General features: G+C 40.1%; 14 protein-coding genes. 5 read left to right on the top strand and 9 right to left on the bottom strand.

The window, feature by feature from the left end; all coding sequences use genetic code 11:
* Nucleotides 1-106 precede the first annotated feature (106 nt).
* From FTU09_RS07375 to FTU09_RS07360, 4 genes are all read right to left on the bottom strand, one after another.
* The gene (locus tag FTU09_RS07375) at nucleotides 107-751 is read right to left on the bottom strand and encodes an RluA family pseudouridine synthase (protein ID WP_004973024.1); all 645 of its coding nucleotides are present in this window, start codon (nucleotides 749-751) and stop codon (nucleotides 107-109) included.
* Between the two features lie 486 nt (nucleotides 752-1,237).
* Nucleotides 1,238-2,539 carry a glutamate-1-semialdehyde 2,1-aminomutase gene (gene hemL, locus FTU09_RS07370; RefSeq protein ID WP_131260835.1) on the bottom strand — a complete coding sequence of 434 codons (1,302 nt, stop codon included), beginning with the start codon at nucleotides 2,537-2,539 and terminating at the stop codon, nucleotides 1,238-1,240.
* A 46-nt stretch (nucleotides 2,540-2,585) separates the two neighbouring features.
* Nucleotides 2,586-3,206 carry a thiamine phosphate synthase gene (gene thiE / locus FTU09_RS07365; RefSeq protein ID WP_180079915.1) on the bottom strand — a complete coding sequence of 207 codons (621 nt, stop codon included), beginning with the start codon at nucleotides 3,204-3,206 and terminating at the stop codon, nucleotides 2,586-2,588.
* 642 nt (nucleotides 3,207-3,848) lie between these two features.
* Nucleotides 3,849-4,238: an Mpo1-like protein gene (locus FTU09_RS07360; protein ID WP_373682974.1), complete on the bottom strand. Its 390-nt coding sequence runs from the start codon at nucleotides 4,236-4,238 to the stop codon at nucleotides 3,849-3,851.
* A gap of 503 nt (nucleotides 4,239-4,741) precedes the next feature.
* Here FTU09_RS07360 and FTU09_RS07355 point away from each other — a divergent pair.
* Together FTU09_RS07355 and FTU09_RS07350 are read left to right on the top strand one after the other, a co-directional pair.
* Nucleotides 4,742-6,208 (top strand): CYTH domain-containing protein, encoded by a 1,467-nt coding sequence (locus FTU09_RS07355; protein ID WP_179996251.1) that lies wholly within the window; start codon nucleotides 4,742-4,744, stop codon nucleotides 6,206-6,208.
* A 204-nt stretch (nucleotides 6,209-6,412) separates the two neighbouring features.
* Entirely contained in the window at nucleotides 6,413-7,879 is a 1,467-nt protein-coding gene (locus tag FTU09_RS07350) for a CHAD domain-containing protein (protein WP_180079913.1), read from the top strand.
* Between the two features lie 121 nt (nucleotides 7,880-8,000).
* Here FTU09_RS07350 and FTU09_RS07345 read toward each other — a convergent pair whose 3' ends face one another.
* Nucleotides 8,001-8,633: a hypothetical protein gene (locus FTU09_RS07345; protein ID WP_180079911.1), complete on the bottom strand. Its 633-nt coding sequence runs from the start codon at nucleotides 8,631-8,633 to the stop codon at nucleotides 8,001-8,003.
* Between the two features lie 108 nt (nucleotides 8,634-8,741).
* Here FTU09_RS07345 and FTU09_RS07340 point away from each other — a divergent pair, with 108 nt between their 5' ends.
* Nucleotides 8,742-9,143, top strand: coding sequence for a DUF3144 domain-containing protein (locus FTU09_RS07340; protein ID WP_004973007.1), 402 nt, complete (start codon nucleotides 8,742-8,744; stop codon nucleotides 9,141-9,143).
* Nucleotides 9,144-9,284: 141 nt separating this feature from the next.
* Nucleotides 9,285-10,349 (top strand): amidohydrolase, encoded by a 1,065-nt coding sequence (locus tag FTU09_RS07335; RefSeq protein WP_096901876.1) that lies wholly within the window; start codon nucleotides 9,285-9,287, stop codon nucleotides 10,347-10,349.
* Nucleotides 10,350-10,445: 96 nt separating this feature from the next.
* Here FTU09_RS07335 and FTU09_RS07330 read toward each other — a convergent pair whose 3' ends face one another.
* From FTU09_RS07330 to FTU09_RS07320, 3 genes are all read right to left on the bottom strand, one after another.
* Nucleotides 10,446-13,262: a pitrilysin family protein gene (locus tag FTU09_RS07330; protein ID WP_180079909.1), complete on the bottom strand. Its 2,817-nt coding sequence runs from the start codon at nucleotides 13,260-13,262 to the stop codon at nucleotides 10,446-10,448.
* Nucleotides 13,263-13,446: 184 nt separating this feature from the next.
* Entirely contained in the window at nucleotides 13,447-14,268 is an 822-nt protein-coding gene (locus FTU09_RS07325; protein ID WP_180079907.1) for a PhzF family phenazine biosynthesis protein, read from the bottom strand.
* Between the two features lie 104 nt (nucleotides 14,269-14,372).
* Nucleotides 14,373-14,933: a M23 family metallopeptidase gene (locus FTU09_RS07320; protein ID WP_180072563.1), complete on the bottom strand. Its 561-nt coding sequence runs from the start codon at nucleotides 14,931-14,933 to the stop codon at nucleotides 14,373-14,375.
* Nucleotides 14,934-15,178: 245 nt separating this feature from the next.
* Here FTU09_RS07320 and FTU09_RS07315 point away from each other — a divergent pair, with 245 nt between their 5' ends.
* Nucleotides 15,179-15,964 carry an rRNA large subunit pseudouridine synthase E gene (locus FTU09_RS07315; RefSeq protein WP_180079905.1) on the top strand — a complete coding sequence of 262 codons (786 nt, stop codon included), beginning with the start codon at nucleotides 15,179-15,181 and terminating at the stop codon, nucleotides 15,962-15,964.
* Nucleotides 15,965-16,059: 95 nt separating this feature from the next.
* On the opposite strand, the gene FTU09_RS07310 is transcribed toward FTU09_RS07315, so the two are convergent.
* Nucleotides 16,060-17,763, bottom strand: coding sequence for a M61 family metallopeptidase (locus tag FTU09_RS07310; RefSeq protein ID WP_180079945.1), 1,704 nt, complete (start codon nucleotides 17,761-17,763; stop codon nucleotides 16,060-16,062).
* Nucleotides 17,764-17,867 lie beyond the last annotated feature (104 nt).

Raw genomic sequence — 17,867 nt, 5'->3', positions numbered from 1 at the left:
CCAGCTGAGTATTTGAGCAAAAATTCAGGGCGTATAGCAATATATTTTGACATAAAGCGCACTAAAAAGAGAGCCTAAAGCACAGGCTTTGCGTAATCTTTTTCGCTTAAAATGGGACTGGGCAAGTAAACTGTACACGTTGCTCAGTTTGTGGATGCAGAAAACTTAATTCTGCTGCATGTAAACACAAACGAGGCATGAGTTGTTGCTGTTCGGGCGTGGCATACAAAGTATCACCAATAATTGGATGACCTAAATATTGCATGTGTACTCGCAGTTGATGCGAACGACCTGTAATCGGCGTCAGTTGCACACGAGTCACAATTTGCCCCTGCAATTCAAATTGCTCCAATGCACGCCAATGCGTTAACGCAGGTTTGTTATGGGTTGCATCGGCAATGTGTAATGGAGGATGTGCAGGATCATAGACCACAGGCACATCTACAGTGCCTTCACCTTGCAGTTGCCCTGCCACCAATGCCTGATAGGTTTTATCGGTTTGGCGTTCTTGAAACTGACGCGAAATTTGTTTTTGCGCCCATTTCGTGAGTGCAAATACCAAAATACCCGAAGTATCACGATCTAAGCGATGAATCAGCAAAGTGCGCGGCTCAATTTTAACTAGACGACTCATCACACAATCTTGCAAATCTGCTGTTTTACCTGGAACGGTGAGTATGCCAGCGGGTTTATGTATCACCATAAACTCATCGTCACGATGAATCAGGTGTTCGCTTAGAAAATTACTCAATTTCAATTCCGGGCCGATCGTGAAAACAAGGCGGCAATAATAAAAAGCCTGACACAGAATTACAATGCAAAATACATCAATTCCCGATGAATTTTCCGATTTACATTCCTGAATCAGACAATCTGCTGAATTTTAAATCAGCCTGCTTTTAGAAATGTGGGTTTTATAGCATGCAGGAGGCTTTGTTGCATAAATATTTTTTAAGATACTGTTTTAAAGGTTTTTAAAATTTGGATAGAAAAATACAATGAAATCATAGTGCAAGATAGTTGCACAACAAAGCCGTTCTGAAGCTATATCTTTGATGGCGGGAGCAAATGAAGTAATAGGATTCATATTTAGTTTGACCAGGCTATTTTAGTGTTTAACAAGACGCTGATCTAAGCCTTTGATATTAAATTGAAGAGTATGTCTTCAATTTAACCTAAAGCATAGATATTTTGGAGATATCTATGCCTTTTAGGACAGTATTAAGCAGAGGTCAAATTACGCCTTCATTTCCGCAAATGTTTCTTTTGCAGCTTGAATGGTGTAGGCAATATCTTCATCACTATGCGCAGATGAAATAAAGCCTGCTTCAAAAGCAGATGGCGCCAAGTTCACACCACGTTGCAACATTCCGTGGAAGAATTTACGGAAAGCATCGACATCGCAATTCAGCATAGAATCAAAACTGGTGATGTCATCTTGGTCAGTAAAATACAAACCAAACATCGCACCGACTTGTTGCGTCTTGAATGGGATACCTGCTTCATCTGCCGCAGCTTGTAAGCCTGCCAATAATTTTTCCAATTGCGCAGTTAAGTTTTCATAAAAACCTTCGGCACGTAAATGTTTAAACATTTCAATGCCTGCACGCATCGCTAATGGGTTACCCGACAAAGTACCTGCTTGATACACTTTACCTAATGGTGCAATACACTCCATGATTTCGCGTTTACCACCAAATGCACCTACTGGTAAGCCTGCACCAATAATTTTACCGAGTGTGGTCAAGTCTGGTTTAACATTATAATGTGCCTGAGCACCGCCCAAGCTAACACGGAAACCAGTCATCACTTCATCAATGATAAAAACTGCACCGTGTTCATCACAGACATCACGAATCGCTTGCAAGAAACCATCAATCGGTTTAACCAAGTTCATGTTGCCCGCAACAGGTTCAACAATCACCCCCGCAATTTCAGCACCAAACTTTGCAAAACATTCTTTTAAAGTGGCGATATCGTTATAGGGCAAAGTCAACGTGTGTTTGGCAAAATCGGCAGGAACACCCGCAGAAGTTGCTTCACCTTCACCACTGGTTAAAAGTCCTGAGCCTGCTTTGACCAACAGCGAATCTGAGTGTCCATGATAGCAACCTTCAAATTTGACGATTTTGTCACGACCTGTATAACCACGCGCCAAACGAATTGCGGTCATGGTGGCTTCTGTACCTGAGTTGGTCATGCGAACCAACTCAATTGAAGGCATAATTTCGCAAATAATATCGGCCAAAGTCGTTTCATGCACCGTTGGCGCACCAAAACTCAAACCATCTTCAGCTGCAGCTTGCACCGCCTGAATAATAGCAGGATGGGCATGACCTAAAATCATTGGTCCCCAAGAACCTACATAGTCGACATAGCGTTTGCCATCGACATCGTACAAATAAGCACCTTTGGCTTTTTCAATAAATACAGGGGTTCCGCCTACCCCGTTAAATGCGCGTACAGGTGAATTGACACCACCTGGAATATGCTTATTGGCTTGTTTAAACAATTGTTCTTGCTTTGGAGATAAGCTCATGGAGGCACTCAACTCAAAAAATAAAATAAAAAATTAGCTGTCTGCTTTAAGTGTCTGCTTTGAAAAGTGCAGACCAATCATAAACACGATGTGCAACAGTATGCATCGGACGTCTTAATATATCACTAATCACTGCACATAAATCTGCACCTGCTTCAATGACAGGCTGACTGTTTTCAACAGTTAAACCACCAATCGCGCAAATTGGCACATTGAGTTGTTGCTTCGCCAGTGTGAGCGTGTCTAATGTAAGTGTACTTGCCTCAGGTTTAGTTTCAGTTGCATAGACTGCACCAAAAGCCACGTAGTTTGCACCATCGGCAATGGCTTGCTCTGCCAATTCAATCGAGTTATTACAACTGCGACCAATCAATACATCTTGTGGTAAACGTGCAACCGCTTCAACAATAGAGCCATCTTCTTGACCCAAATGTACGCCAACACCATATTTCACTGCAGTTTCAAGATCATCATTAATCACAAATGGCACTTTGTATTGATCACACATCGATTTCATATATTCAATTTCGTATGCCTGCTGAGCTTGAGGCACATTTTTACGGCGATATTGCAACACCGCGACTTCATAAGTTGCCATCGCCCCTTCTAATTTTGCCAAAAGCAGTTCGATAGGATCATCATTGGTAATCAAATATAAACCGCGCATAATCTCAGCCACAAATAATACAAGGTCTGTATTATTACACATTCAGGCGGCATGTGTCAGAACCTCAGGCTCAACAAGTTTTTTTATATAGGCTCTATAAGCTTCTATTTTGTTTGGGTTTTATTGAGTCAAAAACTTAAAAATACCAAATTCTAGTGATAGCGCTAAAAGATAGATTTAGCTTTAATTGAACTGCGCAAAACAAGAACTGCAACCAGTTCAATAAGATATGGATTTTAAAATCCATACGGGTGACTACAGCGAATAACGACATATTTAGGTCGCCCATTTAGACACATGATCATTTGTGCCAGAGCGCATGTGGGGATGCGACAAATGATCATGTGTCTATATTTTTTCATGCCGCTCTATCAGTAACCTGCTTGCTCTATATCCTTGCTTAAAGATGAATGATTTCTGATTTAACACCATTCTGAATATAATTTTTCACATAAAAAAAGCCTAGAGAAAGGTCACTCTAGGCTTGGAAAGTCACAAACTTTTATCAATAAATTTGATGACACATTATTAGAATATTCACTCTATCATTTCAACAAAAAATTAATTTTATTTGTACATTTTTTATGAAAATAATCACATATCGTCTAGTTTTTGCCTAAACGGTATAACTAAGCGCTCAATTCAACTTGGAATTTTATCTTTAGCACGATCTTGCAAACTTAAATGACCACGCAAAACATCGGCAAACATCCGCCAGTCTGAAATAAAACTATACACAGGCTGTTTAAAACTGGCAGGTTTATTTTTTTCAAAAACAAAGTGCCCGACCCATGCACAAGCATAGCCTGCCAGCAAACCATAGAGTACATATTTGGCTTTTTTATGGCGTATGGCTTTACTCACACAATATAAACCGATACTACTGCCAACAACGTGCAAACGACGGCTCATAATGTTGCGGTGTTCAGTTAAATAAAAGCGATAAAATGTTGAATAATCCTGAATTGGCAATTCAAACTTGGGATCTGGTGTCGGCTCAAATTCGGGGTTTAATGCTGCGTTCATGTTCATCATCCTGATGTTTATAGGTTTGAATTATTTTTGCTACGCTCAACGACACTTTAAACTAAGCCAAAAAAAAACCAAACTCAAGGGTCTGTTGACACTTCGTCTATGTTTGCGACAACGCATATTTTTCAGCTGATATAAGGCATGAGACAGGAAATTTAGTCGTTCTAAATAACTGACTCATAACGCAATAGCAGCAAAAAATATGCTTGTCCTGAAAGGCTGTGGCTAAAACTTTCTCAGATTGCGTTATGAAACTTGGCAATAGTCTCGCTATTCCCTACGTTTCATGCCTGATCTGCTCAGTTTTAGCCTACAGCGCAAGCCATTTAGGAAATGCCAACAGACCCTAAAAAAGCCAAGGTCAAGCCTTACTTCTTGGCATATTTTAGTTACAATCAAACGCACTTTTGCAAAACCTTAGTTCTGCAATTTTCACAAATTTATAATACCAATTTGTTTGCCGCTGCTTTGGCGCAACATGCTTTACGTTCAGGATATTTTTCATGGTCGAAGTTGAATTAAAATTTCAAATTCCAGTCGCACGTCGTACTGCACTACTCAAAACTTTAGACCCGAAAAAATCGACTCAAATTCCATTAAAAGCACGCTATTTTGATACATCTGCGCACAGCTTGGCGCATCATGGCATGGCGTTAAGACTGCGTTTAGAAGGTGAGCAATGGGTACAAACTTTAAAAGCGGCAGGTCAAAGTCATTTTCATAGTTTTGAACATAACCATCCACTTGCGCCAACTGAAAATCCAGATACTCCACCACAACTTGATCTGCAAATTTATCAAAGTATTCCCGAAGCACAACAATTGCTAAATCAAGCTTTGGGACAAAATTGGGATCAGTTGCAACTACAATTTGAAACCGATATTCAACGTACCTCACGACTAATGACCGTTGAAGATACTGACATTGAAATCAGTTTAGATGTTGGTCACATTCGTTGTGCAGATGCTGAAGTTGAAGTACATGAAGTTGAGTTTGAACTGAAACAAGGTTCAATTCAGCAATTGCTGGCTTTTAGTTTTGAATGGGTGAAAAAATTTCATTTATGGCTGGATGTGCGCAATAAAGCAGAAATTGGACATTTGCTTTCTGTGCAGCAAAAAGTCAGCCCTGCGGCTCAGAGCAAAGAATTTCAATTCAGTAAAAAAGACCATGCCGACCAAAATTTACGCCTGTTAATTGCACAACAATTACAGCATTTATTGCCCAATATTGCCGCAATTTCTGCTCAAGTTGCCGAACAAAGTCATATTGATCAGGCGCAGTTCGCTTTGCAACATTTACAACTAACACTATCCTTATTTAAAGATTGGTCGAAGCATTTAGGCGATAAATGGGCAATGCAAATTGCAGCATTTAAACAACATTTTGATCACCTGCAGCATTTGGAACACATGCAAGCCACACTCGGCGCATTTTTACAGAACCCGACGACTGCAGAGAACCTAAAAAAAGATACCTTGTACGCCCAAGAAAAATTGGTCAATTTAGTCCGTTCAACGCAAAATGTGCATCACTATTTAGAATTATTGATGTTTAGTTTAGCCGCGAGCGATCACTCAGGTTTAGACTTAAAAACTGCCGCACAAAACACGTTGCAACAGCAATATAAGCAGTTGCATGAACAATTACAGCACAGTGATATTCACGATTTTGAAAGTTTAGATCAACTGGCTTTGCGTATTCAGGAACTAAAATTTAGCTTCCCCATTTTGACGCATATTTATGATGTCAAAAATTTGCAGAAATATAGTAAAGCTTTGAATGATGCACAGCTTGCAGCACAGGAATATCAAGTGTTGGCATCTTCTGCAGCATACATTCAACAAACTGAATTGGAAGCGAGCGACTGGTTTGTTTTAGGTTGGCTCACTGCAAAACAGGAAGTGTATGCACAGCGTTTATTGGAAGCGACAGAACAATTTATGGTGAGCCGTAAATTCTTAAAATAAGTATCCTTAACATCCTCAAAGCACACGCTAAAAATACTGCAATACAACGGCAGCCTTGTGAATATTCATTCGGCTGCTTTGTGTTAAAAACTGAATACAAATTATTTTATTTTTCAAGCTTTTGTTCACAGTTCTCCCCTTGTTCATTTATAGATTTACACTATAGTAAAGAGAACTTATCTTGTTTCATCGAGGGCATTCCCGATGTGTGAAATAGAATTAAAATTTCAAATTCCACACAACTATCGTGCGGCATTTGAAAAAGCATTTAAAAAGAACAAACTGGTTCAACAACAACTCTTATGGGCTAAATATTATGATAGTCCTGAACAGCACTTAGCCAAGCAACGCATTGCCCTGCGTCAGCGTTTAGAGGGCGATATTTGGAAACAAACTTTAAAAGCGCCTAGTCCACAACATTATGAACGCTTTGAGCTTGAACATGAATTAGGACATGATGCGCCTGAATTGTGTGATTTGGCATGTTATGAAAATCATAAACAAGCACGAAAGATTTTAAAAAAAACCTTAGACGGTTCAGAGGTAGATTTAACCCTGCAGTTTGAAACCGATGTTTTACGCTACAGCCAATTGGCACATTATAAAAACAGCCAAATTGAAGTTGCTTTTGATTTAGGTGAAATCCGCCAAGGCAAAAATTCGGTTGAAATTTACGAAGTTGAGTTTGAACTGAAACAAGGTGAAATTGCAGACTTAATTGCCTATATTCAGCCGTGGATTAAAAAATATCATTTATGGCTCGACACACGCAGTAAATCGCAGCGTGGCAATATGCTGTATAACAATGAAACCATGATTCCTGTACAGCAGCAAAGTACCTTGCAATTGCAACACCCCGAAAATATGCATGAGTTGTTGGCGCAAATTACCCAGAATTGTTTGGCACACTTGCTGCCAAATGCAACTGCGATTGCCAGTCAAGATTATGCCAGTGGGCATGTGCATCAAGCGCGTGTTGCCATTCGACGTTTACGCAGTGCCTTAAAAATTTTTGCTGAATATGATGCGTTGGCAAATAACAATTGGGAAAGTCAATTGGCGACACTTTTTCAGCAGTTAGGTTCGACCCGCGATCAAGATGCTTTGCGCGAAAGTCTGATTCCGCAACTTGAAAATGCAGGCTCACCTATTACCGAACTACCACCTGCAGCATCTGAAAACATTGCGATTGATGCAATTTTCCGCTCACCGACCACAACCTTATTACTGTTACAACTTATGAGTTTTGCACATTCGGCTGCGATTGCAGATGCAGAATCAAAACCATTCAAAAAAGTATTACGTAAACGCTTGCAGAAAATGCATCAACAAATTTGTGATGATACAGGTCATTTCCAAACCTTGGATGTGGAATCTAAACACCGCACGCGTAAGCGTGTAAAACGTTTACGCTATACCGTGGAGTTTGTGAGTAGTTTATTTGCAGAAGATGACGTCAAAACGTATTTAAAAACCCTAAAACCATTACAGGAAACTTTAGGGCATTTTAATGATTTAATGGTGGCACAAGGTCTATATGAAAGCCATGCTCAAACTGAACCGAAAACATGGTTTGTATTGGGTTGGATTGCGTCGGAAGAACGTCATATTTCCATACAGATTGAACAGGATTTACAGCAGTTTGCTGAAAGTCAGCCTTTTTGGTCGTAGTTGAAGTTTGATCATCAATCAATGATCACATTTAAGCTCAACAGGGATTCATTTCATGTTGAGCTTATTTTTTATATCTTAGATTAGTATTTAATCTGCAAATTCCAAACTTTCTAAAAGATTAACGATATTTACCAAATACTTTCCATGTTTGGTTATCTGCCAAAGGGTCTTGATAACTGTCACTACGCTGCTTACGTGGCTTATCTCGGGCATCGACCAGTTCAAAATATGGTTCGACACTTAATACAATACCATTCACATAAAAACGGGTGCGCGTGTAGTCACTTTGCCCATGCTGAAACACATAAGTACGCAAATCAATAAACTCACGATGTGCCACCAGTGCTGCATTGTCATCACTGTCTAACCAACGCTGCATGAGCTGAATTTCCTGCGGTTCAAATTGCCCACATTTTTCGATCAGGCTGGCAATCCCCCGAAAAGTTTTCGATTCTTTGGCGCGGGTTTTATTCACTCGAATCCGATCGACATGAAAATAAAATAAGGGCAAGTTCAAATGACTGGGTAAATGCACCGCATCAATGACTGCATCTTGCATAAAAGGCTGAAATAAATCCTGTGCACGTTCAATCAACCTTGTCCATTGTTTATAGTATTCTGCTACTTCTGCGCGTGTTCCATAATAAATCGGCAAGCCTTCAACATGGGCAAGTTGCACGGGTGGCCAAATATTTTGACGTAATAAAGCAATGTCGCTTTTTAAACTTTGTACCGCAATCGCATCTTGCATCAACCACTCCAATTTTGCTTAGGCTATTTTTAGCTTAAGGCAAAGGTTTTGTTTCTGCAAGGCTTTGCCTATAATGAAACATTCAGATTTTTAGCTTAGGAAAAATTCATGGTTCAAAAGATTGAAGCAACCGATGTAACCGAAGAAGAAGCATTAAATGCGGCTTTTTTTGAACGTGCCGATGAATTTATTAAACAGGCCAATGGCTTCTGTCATTTTGAAAAAGGCTCCACAGTAAAACCTGCCGAAATTCGTGGTCAGGTGAGTGCTGCCATGTTATTTGCTACTGCACGTTTTAATACTTGGGTGGCAGCCAATAATTTTAAAGATGGCAATGAAATGCGCGATGCCAAAGACCAAGTTATGTCATATATCTTGCAGCAATTTCAAATGATGCTTGAAGATAACTATGATGAATATTGCGAACAGTTTGAAAACTATTTGCGCTTCCGTCACAACGAAGAATTTCATACCCATAAACATGATCACGACCACTCGCACGATCATTAATTTTGCATATAAACAAAGCCCTACGGGGCTTTTTTATTGCGGCTAATTTTCAAACTTGTAGATTTCGATAAATAACCCTTCCCTTTTGTAACATGATGGCTTTGAATAGTGAAATAATAGCGTCATAAAAACAGGATCATTATGCAGAATCTAGGATTTGCACTCATTGATGCACATATTCATCAGTGGGATCCGTATAACACGCCACACAGCGCACGACTTGCTGTTAAGCTTTTGGGCAAGCATCCCAATTTGCTAGATAAAACCATCCGCCTGATAAAACCGAAAACACTCATTGAAACTTTGGGACGCACCGAGCACGTCACATCGCCCTATTTACCTGAGCATTATGCCCGCGACTTAGGTTTTTATACGGCTGAAAAAGTTGTGCATATTGAAGCCAATTGGCACAACCATAAAGGCAAAGGTGTAGTTGGTGAAACCGAATTTATAGAAAGTCTGGATTTTAAAAATAATGGTTTGGCTTTGGGCGCGATTGTCGCCACTGCAGACCCGCGCGATTCTAATTTTAAGAAAATTCTAAAATTACATCACAAAGCCTCTCCAAACTTCCGTGGAATTCGTAAAATGGCAGCCGTGCATGAAGATCACGGGATTTTCTCTTGGGCAGACGAACCACATTTATATCGGAACAAAAAGTTTCTAAAAGGTTTTGAAGCTTTAGCGCAATATAATTTAAGTTTTGATGCATGGACGTATTCGACCCAATTGGGCGATGTCTTGGCGCTGGCTAAACAATTTCCAGAAACTTCTATTGTACTTGACCATTTGGGCACACCTGCAGGGCTGTTCGGGCAAGTTGGCACACATACAGGCGTGACCAAAACAGCACGGGAAAACATTCTGTTTCGTTGGCAAGAAGATATTGCCGAGTTGGCACACTGTCCAAATGTTTACAGCAAAATTTCAGGGTTATTTATGCCTGTTTTAGGACATCAATTTCACTTGCAAAAACGTGAAGCCTCAAAACAGGAAATTATAGATTTAACTGCACCACTGATTCAGCATGCCTTACAAAGCTTTGGAATATATCGGTTGATGTTTGCTTCCAATTTTCCAATGGATCGAGTGAGCACGTCTTTGGTCAATTTAATTGATGCGACTAGTGATATTGTTGCGGCCTATCATCCAAATGCTTTGCAGCAAGTGTTTCATCATAATGCCAAACAGTTTTATCGTTTATAAAGCTTTAGCCAATTGAGCATAGATAGCAAACTTGAAGACAAAAAACGCATCGAAATGGATGCGTTTTTTGTATCTGCTCAAAATTAAATTGAATCTTTATTTAGACTGCGGCTTTAACGGCAGCACCTCAACATTGGCTTGACCATATTGATCGGCGGCTACTTCAAGCAAATGTTCTAAGCGTAAATATTTCTGAATCACAGCATCTACATCGGCTTTGCTGAGTTTTGCTAACGCTTGATCACATCGCTCACGGTAACGTAAATCACGACCTTGTTCTAATTGCGGTACCAACATACGGTGGATACTGCGTTCATCTTCTAAGGCAGTCACACGTTTTTTCAAAATATCGGCTTTTGCAGCTTCAACTTCTTGCAAGCTGACACCATCACGGCGCAAATCCTGCAACACTTTATGCACCGCCTGTGACACTTGAGTCGACTTGCCTGCACTGTATTGCGCAGAAATACTGAGTGCACCCGATTGTTCAAATTCACTTAAACTCAAACCACTACTAAAACCATAAACCAATGCATTTTTTTCACGTAGTTCTTGCGCCAAACGTGAAGACAATTGCGATTCGCCCAAAATATAACTCAGTACCATCATGGCAGGTGTGTCAGGATGATTCACGCCCAAAGGTAAGGTCAATAGACTTTGATAACTGCCAAATTCACGCTGTTCTGCTAATACATGCAACTTTTTCGCAGGATATGCCGTATAGGCTGAATCTAAGCGTTGATATGCTTCCGTATTACGCGATTGTCCTAAACGCTGAACTAAAGTTTTTTTGATTTGTTTCGGATCAAACTCACCTGTAATGGCAATATGTGCATGATTCATAGCAAAAAATTGACGATATAACTGCTGCACCTGTGCTTGGGTTGCAGCTTGCAGTTGTTGCTTCGCAAATTCAGGCTCGAAGTGATAGCGTAAATCGCCTTGCGGGTAAATTTCAATTAAACGCGCCATAGTCAAAGCAGCCACAGTTTCAGGCTCGGTATAAGGTCGTTCTAAACTGGATAAACTTTGAGAACGAATTAAATCAAACTGACTTTGCTCAAAACTTGGGTTTTGCATGACATCTAAAACAAAATTAAAAAACGCATTAAACTTTTCTTTTTTTGCCACAATTTGAATATGAATCGCATTAGCATCGGCTTGTGCAAAAGCCGAACCACCTGCAGCAATTGACTGATCGGCGATGTCTTGCAAACTATGCTCTTGAGATGCACGCAGCAACAAATACGCGGTTAAATCTAAAATTTCGCCCTGCTTAAATAAAGATTGTGCCGTACCAAAATTTACCGAAATGGTGGCATAGGTTTTATCATCACGCGTTGCAGTTGGAAATAATGCATACTTGGCACCATTTTTTAAGCTGCCACGCTGAATCTTTTTTTCATTTTGAATCAAAGCTTGTTTAGATTTTTGCACATAGTCTGTCACTTCTTGCTGATAACTTTTCACATCTTTCAAAGGTGTAACAGGTGTATCTTGCTGATCTAAATTTTTTGCTGTATTTAGATTATTTTTTGCTGTGAGTGCCTGTTTTTGATCTTCAGGTGTGGGCTGAATATCGCCAATGACCCGATGCTGTGCAGTGAAGAACTGTTTTAAACGCTGATTTAGTTCATCTGCATTTAACTGTTGAATATTGTTTAAATCACGCCAATATTGTGTCCAATCACCCTGATAAACCACAGCATAATCACTCAAGCGACCTCCCAAAGCCACCGCATCATTCATTACACTGTCTGCCTGATTTTGAATCAAGTTTTTGACGCGTTGTAACTCGGCATCATCAAAGTTTTTTGCCTGTTCGATGCTTTGATTCAAGCCAGCTTGTACTTGCTTGGCATCATGATTGGGTGCATACAAAGCCCCCATCAACACCAAATTAAAATCTTGATCTAGCCATATGCTGGACTGCACCATGGTACTTTTGCCGGTTTCTACCAGTGCTTGATATAAATGCCCACTCGGTTGCAACGTATGTAAATAAGGTGAGAGCACCAAAGCGGTTTTGATCTTTTCGTCATTGCCATTTAAATACAGATTAAACTTGGCCAGTTGACTGCCCTTTTGTACCACGAAATTTCGTTGCTGAATTTTGTTGCTGTCTAATCGTGGCACTTGTACTTGTTTGGGAATTTGTCGTGCTGCAATTGGACTAAAATGTTGATCAATTTGTTTTAACACCGCTGCCTGATCAAACTTGCCTGTCATCACTAAAATGGCATTATTCGGCGCGTACCATGTGCGATAAAATTGATTTAACTCCTGCATTTTAATGGATTGCAGTTCATTTAAATCGCCAATGGGTAAGCGTCCGAAATACTGATTGCCATAGGCCGATTTCCACACCTGATCTAACAAGACTGAAAACGGTTGATCCATACGCACTTCGCGTTCACGCTTTACAATCGCAATTTCGGCAGGCACATATTTTTCCTGCATGACCAATTTATCCATGCGTTCCGCTTCAAGATAAATCATCTCATTGACGGCGCGAGTTTCAGGACGAATGATGTTGGTGTATTTAGTGGAGTAATAGTCGGTGCTGGCATTGTGCATTAAACTATATTGATCTAAACGGCGCTGAAACTCCTCGGCAGGTACGTTTTCTGTACCTTTAAATGCCAAATGTTCCAACAAGTGTGCCAAACCACCTTTGCCTTGTGGATCATTCAATGAACCCGTTAAATACACCATATTCATAAAGACTTTATTTTCTTTCTGATTGGGTGCCAAAATGACTTTTAAGCCATTATCAAGTTGATATTCTTGTATTTCTTGCTTAGATTTTACTAAAACTGGCTGCGCGAAAATCACGCCATTAAATGCCAGTACACATAAAGATAAAGTGAGAGTTTTAAAACGTAGCAACTTCTTTTTCCCGATTGATTTCATTCTATTTTTTGATTTGCCATGAAATATGACAATTTTCAACTTGAGCGCAAACAGCATAACAAGCTGCAATTAAACCCACAGTAAATATTTGCAAATGATGTAAGTTAAAACCAAGAAAAAAATCTAGCAGACTTCTCTCATCTCAGCTTCATCTCCAAGATACAAGGTCTAATGCTGTGCATGTTTAAATCATGATTTCGCCCTGCAAATATAACTGCGCATAACCTGAAATTTCGATGCGATCATTAGGCAAAATCTTGCAATACAGTACGCCACCTCGGGCAGAAGCCTGATATGCCACAAGTTCGGTTTGCTGTAATTTTTCTGCCCATAGCGGTGCAATTGCAGTATGAATTGAACCTGTAACAGGATCTTCTGCAATGCCCATGGCTGGTGCAAAATAACGCGATACGCAGTCATACTGTGTATTTGCAGAGGCAGTAATCGCAACATCAACACTCGACTGTGCCGTAATGGCTGTGCGCAACTGTCCCAATTGTTTTAATAATTCAAGGTTAGGCTGTTCATCTAACACATCTTGTACCGATTCATATTCCACAATATAGGCTTGCGCATTGATATAGACGTTTTTAAATGGTTTAGTCAAAGCTTGGCGTAAAATATCGGGATAATCTTCAACTTGTTGGGCAGCACGAATTGGGAAATTCATGCAAATTTTGCCATCTTGCTGTTGCTGAACTGTAAAAATCCCCAATTTTTTCACATGAAATTGAATTGTCTTTGTCTCGGTATAATCCTTAAATAAAACAAAGCCGCTGGCAAGTGTCGCATGTCCACAAAAATCGACTTCTGTTGTGGGTGTAAACCAGCGAATTTCAAAGTTTTCCGCATCTATCATTTTGACAAAAGCGGTTTCAGACAGATTATTTTCCAATGCGATATTTTGTATTAAATCATCGGCTAACCATGTTTTACTAACAAGTACGGCAGCAGGATTGCCTTTAAATAATTCATGGCTAAAAGCATCGACTTGGTAAATTTTCATGATTAAATGGTTTGTCCTAAAAATAATGACGGCTACCTAATATGAATAGGCTTGAAACATAAATGCTAAAAATATGTCATATTTATAAAATATTAGAGCTGAGGTTAGCGTGAACTTGCTAGTAAATATGGATAAGGATTCACAGCCCCATGCCCGCGTAGATAAATGCCATAATGCAAATGTGGCGGCGTGTTTTGGGCATTGCCTGACGTGCCAACAAAACCAATAACTTCACCAGCTTCAACCCAGTCTCCCACATGAATATGTTCGGCATAATCATCAAGGTGTGCATAATAATGTTGGCTTAATGCAGGCCCAGTAATCCAAATGACTTTTCCACCTAAGCGGTCTAAACCAATTTTATGCACAACGCCATCTGTCGCCGCAATGACGGCTGTACCACGCACCGCAAAAATATCAGTCCCCTGATGCTTTCGCCCTTCACTGCGTGCTGCCCCCCAGGTATCTTGTATTTGAGCAAAATTTACACCTTTCACTGGAATTTGTAGTGGAGTCACTGCGAATTCAGTTTGTTGCAATTTCCAGTATAAATACGGGGTTTGAATTCCTGCAGACTTGCCAGACACGGGTGGCTGACATGCACTAAGCAAAGCCAGCATTGAAAAGCTAAAGAAGAGTATAAAGCACCAATGACCTTGTTGCATAACATCCTAATTTATATTCATACACGTTTATCTTAATTTTATGCATTATAGATGCCTAGTCTGTTTCTGTAGTTTAATGCACACACACAAAAATAATTGTCTTTAAGCAATACTTTCCCCTATTCTTATCGCATAATAGACCCATCTTAAACACACTGTATTTGCGATTTAATTGGAAATCGCCCGTTTTTCCTTTTAAATACTCTCAATTTTCCCAATTTGTTGAATTTAAAGAAGCACTTCTTATGAAAATCGTCATCTTAAATAAACCATATGACGTTCTCTCTCAATTCCGTGAAGATGAAAAACATCTCACCATGTCGGCTTTTGTAGATGATCCAGACTTACGTTTAGCTGGGCGTTTAGATATGGATTCGGAAGGCTTGGTATTTTTGACTGATCATGGCGGCTTGAATCAGTTTATTACCAATCCAGCCAATAAAAAATACAAAACCTATTTGGTTCAAGTCGATGGTGATGTCACTGAAGATGCCTTAGCACAATTGTGTAAAGGCGTAGAACTGAAAGATGGAATAACTTTACCTGCGCAAGCGTATAAAGTCGATGAGCCTGAATGGTTGTGGGAGCGTGATCCTCCTGTACGTTTCCGTGCTTCTGTACCTACTTCGTGGATTGAAATTTCAATTTGTGAAGGTCGCAACCGCCAAGTACGTCGTATGACGGCTGCGGTTGGTTTTCCAACTTTGCGTTTAATTCGTACCAAAATTGGTTCAATTGATTTGGTGCAATTGGGTTTACAGCCTGGTGAAACCAAAGAAATTGAACCGTTGTTGTATCCTGATTTTAAAGATGTGCCTGCTGCTGAACCGTATCGCTCGCGTTCTTATGTGAAAAAACCTGGTGGTACGGGTGGCAAGCCAATCCATCAAAAGAAAAATAAAGATGGCACTACCAAGAAAAAATCAGGTACGCCACGTATTTGGCAAATGGAAGAAAGTGAGAAACCTCGTCGTAAGACCAATGGTACTACACGCCCTAATACCAAAAGCCGTGGACGTCGGGCACGTTAATGAGTTGGTGAGTCAAAACTCAACTTGTTCAAGATACAAAAATGGATGCCGAAGCATCCATTTTTTTATAGCTGAACTTTAAATTAAACTTTAACTCAGCCTTTTAACCACTGTTCTACTTTTGCCTGATCTGTAACGCTTAATGCCACTTCTGGCAATTCAATCTGCGCAGCATTCAGTTCAAAAGTCATCAACTCATCACGGCGGAATGCATGAACAGTATAAGCTGCATCCTGTTTGGCATATTGCTCAAGTGATTTTACAGATGCCTTTAAGCCATCAATCGCAACAATCACATCAAGCGCAGAAAGTCCTGCTTTTGCCGCAGCACCTTCACGATGGGCAGCTTGTACCAACACCCCTTCAGGTTTATCTGCCAATTTTAAACCAAACGGCAAAGACTTATCCTGTTTTAGCTGATAATCAACACCAAACTCAGGCAATAACTGATCGAGCGGCAATTCATCAGTCGTGTTGATTAAATGGTGAATTTGCTCCGACCAATCATCCCCAGTTAATTCTTTGCATAAATCAAAGATGGTGCGCTCATGCACTTGAATGCCCTGTTGCGCATTGGCATACAATTTCTGCATTAAGGCATCTAAGCTTGAGCCACGTAAACGCAAGCCCAAATCTAAACATAAAGCCACCAAACAACCTTTGTTATAGTAGCTGGTTCCTGCATTGTTCGAGTTTTCATCTTGACGATAGAACTTGACCCAAGCATCAAAACTGGATTCTGCCACCGTTTGAATCGCACGACCCGGGTTTTGCAAATAACGATTAATTTGTGCTTTGAGCAGCTCCAAATAAGCCGCCTGATCAATTACACCACTACGAAGCAATAACAAATCATCGTAATAAGACGTAAAGCCTTCAAAAATCCATAACAGTGACGTATAGCCTTCCTGATTCAGGTCATAATTCACAAAATTTTCAGGACGAATGAATTTCACCAACCAACTGTGAAAATACTCATGGCTGCACAGACCTAAAAAGCGCTGATAATCTTTAGAAGGTTGTTCAGGTTCGTTAGCTTTCGGCAAATCATCACGCGGTGTAATTAAACTGGTACTGTTTGGATGCTCTAAACCGCCATAGCTATTGCCTGTTGCCATGGTCATAAAGGTATAGTTTTCAAATGGCGCAGAACCAAACATGGTAATTTGTGTAGCACAAATTTTTTCAATATCTTGCTGCATACGCGCAGCGTTCATTGCATGTTTGCCCGAAACCACAAATTCGTGTGGAATATCTGCTGCGGTAAAACTAAAACGGGTTTGTTCTGCCAATTCAAACGGTGCATCAATCAGTTCGGCATAGTTTTTGGCTTTTAAGGTATAACGCCCTTTCACCAAACTTTTTGCTGCCAAACCTGTCGCAAGCTGAAAATGCTTCAGCTCGTCTGGTAAAAATAATTCAACTTCAATAGCTTTATCTTCTTGCCCATCTAAGCCCAAACAGGCACAGGCAGGATTGACGTATAAACGGGTTTGATCGACATAAGCGCCACGCACTGACAAATCATAAGCGTAGACATCATATTCCACCGTAATCAATTCATGATCGGTGTTAAATAAGCGCCATTTATTCTTTTCAAATTTCTGAATTTTGAGGATACGCCCCGCTTCATCATAAGCACGTACCGACTCAAGATGTTTGGAAAATTCACGAATTAAATAGCTGCCTGGAATCCAAGTGGGTAGAGATAAAACCTGAGTAGGATTAGCCAAAAAACGCACGGTGACATGCATAAGATGCTGACGATAATCGTCAAATTCGATTTGATAATGCAACATAATGGGCAATACAAAATGTATAAATAAGAACTTGGCAACAAGCTTAACATTTTTTAGCAATTGATGCGTCAAGATGAGATTTGTCTGCATTTATGGGTAGCCAT

Source organism: Acinetobacter sp. YH12058 (assembly GCF_013419805.1).
GTDB lineage: Bacteria > Pseudomonadota > Gammaproteobacteria > Pseudomonadales > Moraxellaceae > Acinetobacter > Acinetobacter towneri.
Note: the sequence above shows the minus strand (reverse complement) of the source record. Positions and strands in the feature narration are given on the sequence as shown.

Coding starts and splice junctions, on each gene's coding strand:
- hemL (WP_131260835.1), bottom strand. CDS start 2,539: ATGAGCTTATCTCCAAAGCAAGAACAATTGTTTAAACAAGCCAATAAG.
- FTU09_RS07350 (WP_180079913.1), top strand. CDS start 6,413: ATGTGTGAAATAGAATTAAAATTTCAAATTCCACACAACTATCGTGCG.
- FTU09_RS07310 (WP_180079945.1), bottom strand. CDS start 17,763: ATGTTGCATTATCAAATCGAATTTGACGATTATCGTCAGCATCTTATG.
- FTU09_RS07320 (WP_180072563.1), bottom strand. CDS start 14,933: ATGCAACAAGGTCATTGGTGCTTTATACTCTTCTTTAGCTTTTCAATG.
- FTU09_RS07360 (WP_373682974.1), bottom strand. CDS start 4,238: ATGAACATGAACGCAGCATTAAACCCCGAATTTGAGCCGACACCAGAT.
- FTU09_RS07335 (WP_096901876.1), top strand. CDS start 9,285: ATGCAGAATCTAGGATTTGCACTCATTGATGCACATATTCATCAGTGG.
- FTU09_RS07315 (WP_180079905.1), top strand. CDS start 15,179: ATGAAAATCGTCATCTTAAATAAACCATATGACGTTCTCTCTCAATTC.
- FTU09_RS07345 (WP_180079911.1), bottom strand. CDS start 8,633: ATGCAAGATGCGATTGCGGTACAAAGTTTAAAAAGCGACATTGCTTTA.
- FTU09_RS07330 (WP_180079909.1), bottom strand. CDS start 13,262: ATGAAATCAATCGGGAAAAAGAAGTTGCTACGTTTTAAAACTCTCACT.
- FTU09_RS07355 (WP_179996251.1), top strand. CDS start 4,742: ATGGTCGAAGTTGAATTAAAATTTCAAATTCCAGTCGCACGTCGTACT.
- FTU09_RS07340 (WP_004973007.1), top strand. CDS start 8,742: ATGGTTCAAAAGATTGAAGCAACCGATGTAACCGAAGAAGAAGCATTA.
- thiE (WP_180079915.1), bottom strand. CDS start 3,206: ATGCGCGGTTTATATTTGATTACCAATGATGATCCTATCGAACTGCTT.
- FTU09_RS07325 (WP_180079907.1), bottom strand. CDS start 14,268: ATGAAAATTTACCAAGTCGATGCTTTTAGCCATGAATTATTTAAAGGC.